Origin of the sequence: Streptomyces sp. NPDC046197 (assembly GCF_040646295.1) — a bacterium.
In the GTDB taxonomy this organism is placed as follows: domain Bacteria; phylum Actinomycetota; class Actinomycetes; order Streptomycetales; family Streptomycetaceae; genus Streptomyces.
In genome coordinates, this window is the sequence record NZ_JBEYZY010000002.1 from 479,863 (window position 1) to 491,530 (window position 11,668).

Sequence of the window (11,668 nt, forward strand, 5' to 3'; positions counted from 1 at the left end):
GCGGGGTCGCGTCGTGTTCACGGTGTCTGTGGACACGAGCGTGACGCACACGAACGCCGTCGGCCGCTCAGCCGCGCGCGAGAGCCCATGACGCGAGGCGCCCGGCGGACCGGTTCACCGGTCCGCCGGGCGCCTCGGGACGTCGTACCGCTCAGTCCTTGATCTCGCAGATCGCGGCGCCGGACGTGACGGAGGCGCCCACCTCCGCGGACAGGCCCTTGATGGTGCCGGACTTGTGGGCGTTGAGCGGCTGCTCCATCTTCATGGCCTCCAGGACGACCACCAGGTCGCCCTCCTTGACCTCCTGGCCCTCCTCGACGGCCACCTTGACGATGGTGCCCTGCATCGGGGAGGCGAGGGTGTCGCCGGAGGCCACGGGGCCGGACTTCTTGGCCGCGCGGCGCTTGGGCTTGGCGCCCGCCGCCAGGCCGGTGCGGGCCAGCGACATGCCCAGGGAGCTGGGCAGGGAGACCTCCAGCCGCTTGCCGCCGACCTCGACGACGACCGTCTCACGGCCCGGCTCCTCGTCCGTCTCCGCGTCGGCGGGGGCGGTGAAGGGCTTGATGTCGTTGACGAACTCGGTCTCGATCCAGCGGGTGTGCACCGTGAAGGCCTGGTCGGAGCCGGAGAGTTCGGGGGCGAACGCCGGGTCCGTGACCACCTTGCGGTGGAACGGGATGGCGGTGGCCATGCCCTCGACCTGGAACTCCTCCAGGGCACGGGCGGCGCGCTCCAGCGCCTCCCTGCGGGTACGGCCGGTGATGATCAGCTTGGCCAGCAGGGAGTCCCAGGCCGGACCGATGACCGAGCCGGACTCCACGCCCGCGTCCAGGCGGACGCCGGGACCGGCCGGCGGGTCGAACCGGGTCACCGTGCCGGGGGCCGGGAGGAAGTTGCGGCCCGGGTCCTCACCGTTGATGCGGAACTCGAAGGAGTGGCCGCGCAGCGCCGGGTCGTCGTATCCGAGCTCCTCACCGTCGGCGATGCGGAACATCTCGCGCACCAGGTCGATGCCGGCGACCTCCTCGGTGACCGGGTGCTCGACCTGGAGCCGGGTGTTGACCTCCAGGAAGGAGATCGTGCCGTCCTGGCCGACGAGGAACTCGCAGGTGCCGGCGCCCACGTAGCCGGCCTCCTTCAGGATGGCCTTCGAGGCGCGGTACAGCTCGGCGACCTGCTCCTCGGAGAGGAAGGGCGCGGGGGCCTCCTCGACGAGCTTCTGGTGGCGGCGCTGCAGCGAGCAGTCACGGGTGGAGACGACGACCACGTTGCCGTGCTGGTCGGCCAGGCACTGGGTCTCCACGTGGCGGGGACGGTCCAGGTAGCGCTCGACGAAGCACTCACCGCGGCCGAAGGCGGCCACTGCCTCGCGCACCGCGGACTCGTACAGCTCGGGGACCTCTTCGAGGGTGCGGGCGACCTTCAGGCCGCGGCCGCCACCGCCGAAGGCGGCCTTGATGGCGATCGGCAGGCCGTTGGCCTCGGCGAAGGCGACCACCTCGTCGGCGCCGCTCACCGGGTCGGGCGTACCGGCCACCAGCGGCGCACCGGCGCGCTGGGCGATGTGCCGGGCGGCGACCTTGTCGCCGAGGTCGCGGATGGCCTGCGGCGGCGGGCCGATCCAGATCAGGTCCGCGTCCAGGACCGCCTGGGCGAATTCGGCGTTCTCCGAGAGGAAGCCGTAGCCGGGGTGGATGGCGTCCGCGCCCGACTCCTTCGCGGCCTTCAGGACCTTCTCGATGTCCAGGTAACTGGTGGCCGGAGTGTCACCGCCCAGGGCGAACGCCTCATCCGCGGCGCGGACATGCAGAGCGTCCCGGTCCGGGTCGGCGTAGACGGCCACGCTCGCGATCCCGGCGTCCCGGCAGGCCCGGGCCACGCGGACAGCGATTTCGCCACGGTTGGCGATGAGCACCTTGCGCACGATTGAGGCTCCCTCCTTGAAACAAGCCGAGTTTAGGGACTGCCGACACGGCACTTCGACCCGTCCCCAGTGGTGAGCTTGCCCACACGGAGCGTGATTCGAGGCTCGCTCGACCTGCGAAATCCCTTGTCGCATCGCTGTACGCAGGACTCCTCGGGCAAACCCTAGCCCTCCTGTGTGGTCAAGGTCTCTGTGAGGGCGTGCTGCGGCCCACTTCGTTTCTTTGTGGAGTCCCTACGAATGGCCCAATGATTCTTTGCCGTTCGCAGGACCCTTGTCCCTGGGTTTACCCGTTAGTAGCGTTCGCGATGTATCGAACGTACCTGGGGTAACCGAGGCTCGCGCGGATGCGTGGAGCGGCAGTCGGAAGTGGGTGGGGCCGGTGGTGCGCAGACCGGTGGCGTGGGTCGTGGCGGTCGTGCTCTTCGCCGAGGCGTTCGGCGTTGCGGCACTGAACTGGTTCCTCGGGACGGTCGTCCATCGGCAGCGGATGTCCCTGGCCGGCCTGGACCCGAACATGATGTCGACCTCGTCGAAGGCCGGCGGAGTGCTCTTCGGCCTCTACTTCGCCCTGTGCGGGCTGGTCGCCCTGCTGGTCGCCGTACGCGGCCGCCGGCCGGCCGGCTTCGGCCGCATCCTGCTGATCAGCGCGGCCGTGGTGCACGGGCTGCTGGGTGCGTTCGCCTGGGGGCTCGTGGGCTGGCGCGCGTTCCTGTTCATGGTGGTGGTGCTGGGGCTCATCGTGCTGCTGCTGATGACGTACGACCGTGAGGAGGGGCCGTCCGGGGTGGCGCACGACGGCGGCCCCCGGGGCACGGGCGACCCGTCCGGCGGCGGTACGCCCGACGGCGGACCCGCGGACGAGGGACACCCCACGACCGACGGCGGCCCGTCCGGTGAGGGCGGTCCGGTGCAGGGGGATCCTGCGTCCGCCGGTCCGGTGAAGGGGGCGCCGCGCTTGGCGGTCCGGTGCAGGGGGATCCTGCGTCCGCCGGTCCGGTGAAGGGGGCGCCGCGCTTGGCGGTCCGGTGAAGGGGGATCCTTGCGTCCGCCGGTCCGGTGAAGGGGGCGCCGCGCTTGGCGGTCCGGTGAAGGGAGACCTTGCGTCCGCCGGTCCGGTGAAGGGGGACCTCGCGCCCGGCGGTTCGGTCGCAGAACACCCTGCGCTCGTCGGTCCCGCGCAGGACGGTCCCGCGCCGCTCACCTCCGCGGCGCCGGCCGGTGCCCGCTGATCACTTCTCGGCCGCGGCCCACAGTTCGGTGATGCCGACGCCCAGTTCGGCGAGCAGTCGCCGGATCAGTGGCAGGCTGATGCCGATGACGTTGCCGTGGTCGCCGTCGATGCCCTCGATGAACGGGGCCGAACGGCCGTCCAGGGTGAAGGCACCGGCGACGTGGAGGGGCTCGCCGGAGGCGACGTACGCGGCGATCTCCTCGTCCGTCGGTTCGCCGAAGCGGACGACGGTGGAGGCGGTGGCGGAGGCGTACCGCTCGGTTCTCGTGTCCCAGACGCAGTGACCGGTCTGGAGCGTCCCGGCCCGGCCGCGCATCGCCTTCCATCGGGCGGTGGCCTCCTCGGCGTCGCCCGGCTTGCCGAGGGCCTGGCCGTCGAGATCGAGCACCGAGTCGCAGCCGATCACCAGCGCACCCTGCACCTCGGGCTTCGCCGCGACCACGGAGGCCTTCGCCTCGGCGAGTGCGAGCGCCAGCTCGGCGGGGGTGGGGGCCGTGATCGCGTCCTCGTCGACGCCGCTCACGATCACCTCGGGATCGAGTCCGGCCTGCCGGAGCAGTCCGAGCCGGGCGGGGGACTGGGAGGCCAGGACGAGTCGGCGGCGCGGCTGATCTGTCATGTGGTCAGCGTATCGGCGCGGACGGGCGGGTTCCCAGTGAGTCGATCTTCTCCTCACCGCAGTCCGATCACGATCATGGCGAGCACCATGGCCAGCGCCATGAGAACGCCCAGCCGCCGCATCATGTCCTGCGTCTCGCGCAAGTCCTCCGGCGGCTCGTTGTCGGGGTCGGACCACAGCATGCCTTCGATCGTCCGGCCGTGACCGGCTCCGGCGCCTGAGTACGCGTACTCAACTTGGCTGCCCCCGGCCTGCGACTTCGGCGACCACCCGCACCGGAGCGACGCGGATGACGAGGTCATGGCCGAAGTCGCGGGTCGGAAGTGGAGGCCGGATCGCAGGCCACGAGGCGAGGGCCGGAGCCGCGGCCCCGGTACGATCCGGAAGACAGGCTCAGCCCGGCCAGTAGGTCCGGGTCCACGCCGACGGGCTGGGCCGGGGGACCCGGTGCCCGGCGATCCGGGCCGGGTCGGCCCAGGAGTCACGCGGAACGGGCGCGCCGGACGCCGCGGCGGACGCCACCGCGGCGCGGGCCCGGACCACCGCCAGGGCGGCGGCGAGCTCCTCCGGGGTCGGATTGCCTCGTACGACCTTGATCGTCATGTTCGTCAACCAATCGTCGGTCAGGGCCTAGAGGGGGATGTTGCCGTGCTTCTTCGGGGGCAGTGATTCCCGCTTGGTGCGCAGCTGACGCAGGCCGCGCACGATGTGGGCGCGGGTGTCGGACGGCTTGATCACCGCGTCGATGTAGCCGCGCTCGGCCGCGATGTAGGGGTTGAGCAGGGCGTCCTCGTACTCCTGGATCAGCCGGGCGCGGACCGCCTCGACGTCCTGCCCGCTCGCCTCCGCCTCGGCGATGGTCCGGCGGTGCAGGATGTTGACCGCGCCCTGGGCGCCCATGACGGCGATCTGCGCGGTGGGCCAGGCCAGGTTGAGGTCGGCCCCCAGGTGCTTGGAGCCCATGACGTCGTACGCGCCGCCGAACGCCTTGCGGGTGATCACCGTGATCAGCGGGACGGTCGCCTCGGCGTAGGCGTAGATCAGCTTGGCGCCGCGCCGGATGATGCCGGTGTGCTCCTGGTCGACGCCCGGCAGGAAGCCCGGCACGTCGACGAAGGTGAGCACCGGGACGTTGAAGGCGTCGCAGGTGCGCACGAACCGTGCGGCCTTCTCGCTGGCGTCGATGTCCAGGCAGCCGGCGAACTGCATCGGCTGGTTGGCCACGACACCGACCGGGTGACCCTCGACCCGGCCGAAGCCGGTGAGGATGTTCGGCGCGAACAGCGGCTGGGTCTCGAAGAACTCGGCGTCGTCCAGCACGTGTTCGATCACGGTGTGCATGTCGTACGGCTGGTTCGCGCTGTCCGGGACGAGGGTGTCCAGCTCCAGGTCCTCGTCGGTGACGGAGAGGTCGGCCTCCTCCGGGAAGACCGGCGCCTCGCTGAGGTTGTTGGACGGCAGGTACGACAGCAGCTGCTTGACGTACTCGATGGCGTCCTTCTCGTCCCCCGCCATGTGGTGGGCCACGCCGGAGGCGGTGTTGTGGGTGCGGGCGCCGCCCAGCTCCTCGAAGCCGACGTCCTCGCCGGTGACGGTCTTGATGACGTCCGGACCGGTGATGAACATGTGCGAGGTCTGGTCGACCATGACCGTGAAGTCGGTGATGGCCGGCGAGTACACCGCACCGCCCGCGCAGGGCCCGACGACCAGCGAGATCTGCGGGATGACACCGGAGGCGTGCGTGTTGCGCCGGAAGATCTCCCCGTACGCGCCGAGGGAGGCGACCCCCTCCTGGATGCGGGCGCCGCCGGAGTCGTTGACCCCGACGACCGGGCAGCCGGTCTTGAGGGCGAAGTCCATCACCTTGACGATCTTCTGCCCGTAGACCTCGCCGAGGGCCCCGCCGAAGACGGTGAAGTCCTGCGAGAAGACGGCGACCGGACGTCCGTCCACGGTGCCGTATCCGGTCACGACCCCGTCCCCGTACGGGCGGTTCTTCTCCAGCCCGAAGTTGGTGGACCGGTGCCGGGCGAACTCGTCCAGCTCGACGAAGGACCCTTCGTCCAGCAGGAGCTCGATCCGCTCGCGAGCCGTCAGCTTGCCTTTGGCGTGCTGCTTCTCCACGGCGCGTTCCGAGCCGGCGTGCGTCGCCTCCTCGATACGGCGCTGCAGATCCGCGAGTTTCCCCGCGGTCGTGTGAATGTCGATCTCTTCCGGCTCGGACATCGGGATCGCGGCTCCCTGCCTGCTCAAAAGGGGGGACGGTTACTCATCCGTAGCGTAGTGCGCTGCCTCCGCATCAGCAGTGCGGCGTTTACCACACCTAGGGTGGCTTGCATGACGCCGCAAGATGCACCAGACGAGAACCCGGACAACTCTTCGGACTCCGCGCCTGGCGGCCGGTGGTCCGACCTGGACCGTCCGCCCCTCAACGCCGCCGCGCTGCGGCGCGGGCTGGTGCGGCAGGGCGGGCTGTGGTCCCAGGTGGAGGTGGTGCAGCGCACCGGGTCCACCAACGCGGATCTGGTCGCCCGGGCCGCCGAGGGCAAGGCAGCGGAGGGCGCCGTCCTGATCGCCGAGGAGCAGACCGCGGGCCGGGGCCGCCTGGACCGCCAGTGGACCGCCCCCGCCCGCTCCGGCCTCTTCTTCTCGGTGCTGCTGCGGCCCAGCGAGGTGCCGGTGGCCCGCTGGGGCTGGCTGCCACTGCTGACCGGGGTCGCGGTGGCCACCGGCCTTGCGCGGGCGGCCGGCGTCGACACGACCCTCAAATGGCCCAACGACCTGCTGGTGACCGTCGGCGGCGAGGAGCGCAAGGCCGGCGGCATCCTGGCCGAGCGGGCCGGGGACGACGCCGTGGTCGTCGGGGTCGGCATCAACGTCACGCTGCGCGAGGACGAGCTGCCGGTGCCGCAGGCCGGGTCGCTGGCGCTGGCCGACGCCGTCAGCACGGACCGGGACCCGCTGCTGCGGGCGGTACTGCGGTCCCTGGAGGACTGGTACGAGCGGTGGCGGGCGGCCGCCGGTGATCCGGTGGTCAGCGGCCTGCAGGAGAAGTACGCGGCGGGCTGCGCGACGCTCGGGCGGGTGGTGCGCGCCGAGCTGCCGGGGAACCGGTCGGTGGTCGGGGAGGCGGTCGCGGTGGACGGGGACGGCCGACTGGTTCTGGCCACGGCGGAGGGCGTGCAGGAGCCGGTGGGGGCGGGTGACATCGTGCACCTGAGGCCCGCGTGATCACAGTGGTCAACGCCGGTCGGCGCACCCGTCGGCTCACCTCACGGAGTGAGCTGGCGCACACCTGCCGTAGAGTTGAGGCCGGTCGATACCTGACCGTGGCAGATCGGAAGGGCAGCAGGCGTGACCGTCGACGACTCGGGCTCCGGCGCGGACGCGGACGGCCGGGTGGACCCTCCCCCACCCTCGGATTCGTTCGAGGGGGAGGACCCCCACGCCGCCGAATCCGGTGAGGACCCGCTCGCGCTGCGTCTCGAACACCTCATCCTGGGCGCCGAGCGGCGCTACACCCCCTTCCAGGCGGCGCGCAGCGCCGGCGTCTCGATGGAGCTGGCGTCCCGGTTCTGGCGGGCCATGGGTTTCGCCGACATAGGCCAGGCCAAGGCGCTGACCGAGGCCGACGTACTGGCCCTGCGGCGCCTGGCCGGCCTCGTCGAGGCCGGGCTGCTCAGCGAGGCCATGGCCGTGCAGGTGGCCCGGTCCACGGGGCAGACCACCGCCCGGCTGGCCGAATGGCAGATGGACTCCTTCCTGGAGGGCCTGACCGAGCCGCCCGAGCCGGGGATGACCCGCACCGAGGTCACGTATCCGATCGTCGAGCTGCTGCTGCCCGAGCTGGAGGAGTTCCTCGTCTACGTCTGGCGCCGCCAGCTGGCCGCCTCCGCGGGCCGGGTCGTGCAGGCCGCCGACGACGAGGAGATGGTCGACCGTCGGCTCGCCGTCGGCTTCGCCGACCTCGTCGGCTTCACGCGGCTGACCCGTCGTATGGAGGAGGAGGAACTCGGCGAACTGGTCGAGGCCTTCGAGACGACCGCCGCCGACCTGGTGGCCGCGCGCGGCGGGCGGCTGATCAAGACCCTCGGCGACGAGGTGCTGTACGCCGCCGACGACGCCGGTACGGCCGCGGACATCGCCCTGCGTCTGGTGGAGACGATGGCGAACGACGAGACCATGCCCGAGCTGCGCGTGGGCATGGCCTTCGGCACGGTGACCACCCGAATGGGTGATGTGTTCGGTACGACCGTCAATCTGGCCTCCCGGCTCACCTCCATAGCCCCGCGTGACGCCGTCCTCGTCGACAGCGCCTTCGCCGAGGAGCTGATCCGCACCGCTGAGGCACCGGCCAGCGAGGCCGAGGCGGCCGAGGCCGCGGCGGCCGCCGAGAAGGAGGGGAAGGAACCTCCGACGTACCGCTTCGCACTGCAGCCGATGTGGCAGCGACCGGTGCGCGGACTGGGCGTGGTCGAGCCCTGGCTGCTCACCCGGCGGGACGACGCGACACCGTAACCGTCCGCGGTCCGTCGCGCGCGCCCCGCGGGGCCGCCGTTCACCGGTCCGGTCCCCCCTGGGCGCTCACGCACAGCCCGATGATCGGCACGCACAGCCCCGGTTGGCTCCGTTGCGGGGCCGGAGTGTGTGTGCTGTGGGTCGGTGCCGGGGTCGGCCGCGGGGCGGGGTGCGTGGTGGCGGGCGGCCGGGCCGATGTGCCGGTCGCCGGGTGGTCCGGCGGGTTGGTGGCCTCCGGGATGGTCGTGGGGACGGTTGCGGTGCCGGGCGGGGCCTTCGGCGGGGAGCCGCCGTTCGCGGACGGTGACGCCGTCGGTGCGGGGGCCGTGCCGGAGGCGGGTGTGGCGCTCACCCCGCCCATTGGGAGGGACGCCGAGGGCAGGGCCGTGGGACCGGGCCCGGTGGTCGCGGCCGTGTTGGTGGAGTCGCCGGTGGTGGTCCCCGCTTCCGGGTGCGGCTCGGCCTCCGCGGTGCCCAGGCCGCCGACCCCCGACTCGGGCGCCAGCCGGACGAGGCTCAGCACTCCGGCGGCGAGCGCGAGTCCGCCGGCCGCGAGCAGCACCTTCCGTGGCCGGGGCCGCCGATGCCGCCCCCGAGCCCCCCAGACGCGAACCCCCACCGGGGCAACCCCAGGGCCGACCCCGTCCCCGACATGGCTTCCGCCTCCGCTCCCGGCCGACCTGTCTTCAGATGCGGTCCCGTCCGACCCGGCTTCAGCTGCGGTCCCGGCTGCCCCGGCGTCGGCCGGGGCAGTGGGTTCGGTCGTGGCGTCGGCCGGGGCAGTGGGTTCGGCTGCGGCGTCGGCCGGGCCGGCGGGTTCGGTCGTGGCGTCGGTGTCGGCGTCGGCGCCGGGACCGGTATTGGCGGGACCGGTATTGGAGTGTTCGGCCCGGGATTTCTTGGGGCCGGGCTCGGTCGTTGTGCTGGTCGTTGCTTCGGCGTTCCTGGTTTCCCGCTGCGCCCTGGTCGTGTTCGTCGTCATCGCGATCCCTCCCCGATGCGCTCGCGCCCCCAATGCGCCGTGGCGGAGGCACGTTATGCGCTCCCGTGGGGGTTCGGCAGGACTTGCACGGGATGTCACTCGAACGGGGTGCCGGATGTGGACGTCCGGTCCGAAGGCCCTTTCCCCGCGCGGGCGCGGCTGCGATGATCGGGGCAGGTGTTGTTAACCCGCGTTAACCGGGAGGGTGTCATGAGCGAGGAGCGGTTCGGGGAGTTCGTACTGGTGCGACGGCACGAGTACGTGGCGGAGCTCGTCCTCGACCGGCCCAAGGCCATGAACGCCGTGTCGACCGACATGGCCCGCTCGATCGCAGGCGCGTGCACCGCGCTCGCCGCCGACCGGGACGCGCGCGTGGTCGTCCTGACCTCCTCCCACGAGCGGGCGTTCTGCGTCGGAGCCGACCTGAAGGAGCGCAACTCCTTCAGTGACGCCGACCTGGTGAGGCAGCGGCCGGTCGCCCGCGGGGCGTACACGGGCGTACTGGAGCTGCCGATGCCGACGATCGCGGCGGTGCACGGCTTCGCCCTCGGCGGCGGGTTCGAACTGGCGCTGTCCTGCGATGTGATCGTGGCCGACCCCACGGCGGTCGTCGGGTTGCCGGAGGTGTCGGTCGGCGTGATTCCGGGAGGCGGCGGTACGCAGTTGCTGCCGCGGCGGGTGGGGGCGGCGCGGGCGGCCGAGCTGATCTTCACGGCCCGCAGGCTGGAGGCCGGGGAGGCGCGCGAGCTGGGGCTGGTGGACCACCTGGTGGAGGAGGGCCGGGACCGGGAGGAGGCGCTGGGACTGGCCGCCCGGATGGCGGCGAACTCGCCGATCGGCCTGCGCGCGGCCAAGCGGGCTCTGCGGCTCGGGCACGGCCTCGACCTGCGGGCCGGGCTGGAGGTGGAGGACGCGGCGTGGCGGTCGGTGGCGTTCTCCGCGGACCGGGCGGAAGGGGTGGCCGCCTTCAACGAGAAGCGTGCGCCTCGGTGGCCCGGGGAGTGAAGGAGCCCCGTGCGCGCGGTGGCCCGGGGGGTGAAGGAGCCCCGTGCGCGCGGTGGCCCGGGGGGTGAAGGAGCCCCGTGCGCGCGGTGGCCCGGGGAGTGAAGGAGCCCCGTGCGCGCGGTGGCCCTGGGAGTGAAGAAGCCCCGGGGACGGTCGTCCCGGACGGCCCGTGCCCTCACCCGGCCCCCCGACAGCCGTACCAATGTCCCGAATCGCACAGAACATCCCTAGCCTGGGGTAATGGGCGAGAACAGGCGGCTGGCGGCGGTCGTGGCGCTGGCGCAGGGCATGGCCGCGGCGCACAGCCCGCGTGAGTCATGGCGGGCGGCGGCACTCGGCGCGTGCCGGGCGCTCGCCGGGAGCTTCGCCGCGCTCTCCGTGTGGGAGCGGGACCGCGGCCGGCTGCGTGTCCTGGCGAACGTGGGGGACCGGGCGCCGGAAGAGGCGGAGTTCCCCGAGGACGAGACGTATCCCGTGCACCAGTTCCCGGAGATCACCGAGTTCCTGCACGAGCGGTGGGCCGCCGGCGGTGAGCCGAACGCCTGGGTGGAGACCGCCGGAGGGCCCGCCGCCGGTCACCCCGGCTACTGCCACCAGCGGGTCGCGGCGCTGCGGCGGCGCGGGCGTGGCTGCTGCGTGGTCGCGCCGATCGTGCAGCACGGCCGCGCCTGGGGCGAGCTCTACGTCGCCCGTTCCGCCGGTGCCCCCGTCTTCGACCGGGCCGACGCCGACTTCGCCACGGTGCTGGCCGCGGTCGTGGCCGCCGGGCTCGCCCAGACGGAGCGGCTGCAGGAGGCCCGCAGGCTGGCGTTCACGGACGCGCTCACCGGACTCGCCAACCGCCGCGCCGTCGACGTACGGCTCGACGAGGCGGTCGACCGGCATCGCAGGGAGGGGGTCGTCGTCAGCCTCGTCGTCTGTGATCTCAACGGACTCAAGCGGGTCAACGACACCCTCGGCCACGCCGTCGGCGACCGGCTCCTCGAGCGGTTCGGGTCCGTGCTGTCGCTGTGCGGGGCCATGGTGCCCGGGGCGCTCGTGGCGAGGCTCGGCGGGGACGAGTTCTGTCTGCTCGCGGTGGGGCCGCCCGCCGACGAGATCGTCAAGGCGGCCGACGAACTGTGCCGGCGTGCGGCCGAGCTGGAGCTGGGCGACGGGGTCTCCTGCGGGGTGGCCTCGACCGAGGACGCGATCGGGACGGTGCGGTCCGCCCGCCGGCTGTTCCGGCTGGCCGACGCGGCGCAGTACCGGGCGAAGGCGCTGCGCGCGGACCGGCCGGTGGTCGCCGGACGGGAGGGTCCCGACGACCCGGTCGTCCGGCTGGCCGACGAGCCCTCCCCGCAGCCCCCGGCGGAACGGCGCCGTTTCCGCGGGCGCCGGCCGTGA

General features: G+C 72.6%; 11 protein-coding genes. 5 read left to right on the forward strand and 6 right to left on the reverse strand.

What is annotated here, in order from left to right:
- Window positions 1-151: 151 nt before the first annotated feature.
- The gene (locus AB0A61_RS04935) at window positions 152-1,924 is read right to left on the reverse strand and encodes a biotin carboxylase N-terminal domain-containing protein (RefSeq protein WP_361286104.1); all 1,773 of its coding nucleotides are present in this window, start codon (window positions 1,922-1,924) and stop codon (window positions 152-154) included.
- A gap of 382 nt (window positions 1,925-2,306) precedes the next feature.
- On the opposite strand from AB0A61_RS04935, the gene AB0A61_RS04940 reads away from it, so the two are divergent.
- A complete protein-coding gene (locus AB0A61_RS04940) occupies window positions 2,307-2,927 on the forward strand; it encodes a hypothetical protein (protein ID WP_361286108.1) in 621 nt (206 codons plus the stop codon).
- Window positions 2,928-3,156: 229 nt separating this feature from the next.
- Here the strand turns inward: AB0A61_RS04940 and AB0A61_RS04945 are convergent, their stop codons facing one another.
- The 4 genes from AB0A61_RS04945 to AB0A61_RS04960 form a co-directional block, all read right to left on the reverse strand.
- Window positions 3,157-3,777, reverse strand: coding sequence for a nucleoside triphosphate pyrophosphatase (locus AB0A61_RS04945; protein WP_361286111.1), 621 nt, complete (start codon window positions 3,775-3,777; stop codon window positions 3,157-3,159).
- A gap of 53 nt (window positions 3,778-3,830) precedes the next feature.
- Entirely contained in the window at window positions 3,831-3,959 is a 129-nt protein-coding gene (locus AB0A61_RS04950) for a hypothetical protein (RefSeq protein ID WP_361286114.1), read from the reverse strand.
- Between the two features lie 211 nt (window positions 3,960-4,170).
- Window positions 4,171-4,380 carry an acyl-CoA carboxylase epsilon subunit gene (locus AB0A61_RS04955; RefSeq protein WP_361286117.1) on the reverse strand — a complete coding sequence of 70 codons (210 nt, stop codon included), beginning with the start codon at window positions 4,378-4,380 and terminating at the stop codon, window positions 4,171-4,173.
- Window positions 4,381-4,407: 27 nt separating this feature from the next.
- Window positions 4,408-6,003: an acyl-CoA carboxylase subunit beta gene (locus AB0A61_RS04960; protein ID WP_361286120.1), complete on the reverse strand. Its 1,596-nt coding sequence runs from the start codon at window positions 6,001-6,003 to the stop codon at window positions 4,408-4,410.
- Window positions 6,004-6,114: 111 nt separating this feature from the next.
- Here AB0A61_RS04960 and AB0A61_RS04965 point away from each other — a divergent pair, with 111 nt between their 5' ends.
- Window positions 6,115-7,008 carry a biotin--[acetyl-CoA-carboxylase] ligase gene (locus tag AB0A61_RS04965; protein ID WP_361286123.1) on the forward strand — a complete coding sequence of 298 codons (894 nt, stop codon included), beginning with the start codon at window positions 6,115-6,117 and terminating at the stop codon, window positions 7,006-7,008.
- Between the two features lie 123 nt (window positions 7,009-7,131).
- On the forward strand, window positions 7,132-8,295 hold the full coding sequence (locus AB0A61_RS04970; protein WP_361286125.1) for an adenylate/guanylate cyclase domain-containing protein: 1,164 nt from the start codon (window positions 7,132-7,134) through the stop codon (window positions 8,293-8,295).
- 40 nt (window positions 8,296-8,335) lie between these two features.
- Here AB0A61_RS04970 and AB0A61_RS04975 read toward each other — a convergent pair whose 3' ends face one another.
- Window positions 8,336-8,857: a hypothetical protein gene (locus AB0A61_RS04975; RefSeq protein WP_361286128.1), complete on the reverse strand. Its 522-nt coding sequence runs from the start codon at window positions 8,855-8,857 to the stop codon at window positions 8,336-8,338.
- A 630-nt stretch (window positions 8,858-9,487) separates the two neighbouring features.
- Here AB0A61_RS04975 and AB0A61_RS04980 point away from each other — a divergent pair.
- Both AB0A61_RS04980 and AB0A61_RS04985 read left to right on the forward strand, forming a co-directional pair.
- Entirely contained in the window at window positions 9,488-10,282 is a 795-nt protein-coding gene (locus AB0A61_RS04980; protein WP_361286131.1) for an enoyl-CoA hydratase-related protein, read from the forward strand.
- Window positions 10,283-10,522: 240 nt separating this feature from the next.
- Window positions 10,523-11,668, forward strand: a complete 1,146-nt coding sequence (locus AB0A61_RS04985) for a GGDEF domain-containing protein (protein WP_361286134.1) — start codon at window positions 10,523-10,525, stop codon at window positions 11,666-11,668.

Excerpts from the sequence above, each read along its gene's own strand:
- AB0A61_RS04960 (WP_361286120.1), bottom strand. The coding sequence starts at position 6,003 with ATGTCCGAGCCGGAAGAGATCGACATTCACACGACCGCGGGGAAACTC.
- AB0A61_RS04950 (WP_361286114.1), bottom strand. The coding sequence starts at position 3,959 with ATGCTGTGGTCCGACCCCGACAACGAGCCGCCGGAGGACTTGCGCGAG.
- AB0A61_RS04945 (WP_361286111.1), bottom strand. The coding sequence starts at position 3,777 with ATGACAGATCAGCCGCGCCGCCGACTCGTCCTGGCCTCCCAGTCCCCC.
- AB0A61_RS04955 (WP_361286117.1), bottom strand. The coding sequence starts at position 4,380 with ATGACGATCAAGGTCGTACGAGGCAATCCGACCCCGGAGGAGCTCGCC.
- AB0A61_RS04985 (WP_361286134.1), top strand. The coding sequence starts at position 10,523 with ATGGGCGAGAACAGGCGGCTGGCGGCGGTCGTGGCGCTGGCGCAGGGC.
- AB0A61_RS04965 (WP_361286123.1), top strand. The coding sequence starts at position 6,115 with ATGACGCCGCAAGATGCACCAGACGAGAACCCGGACAACTCTTCGGAC.
- AB0A61_RS04980 (WP_361286131.1), top strand. The coding sequence starts at position 9,488 with ATGAGCGAGGAGCGGTTCGGGGAGTTCGTACTGGTGCGACGGCACGAG.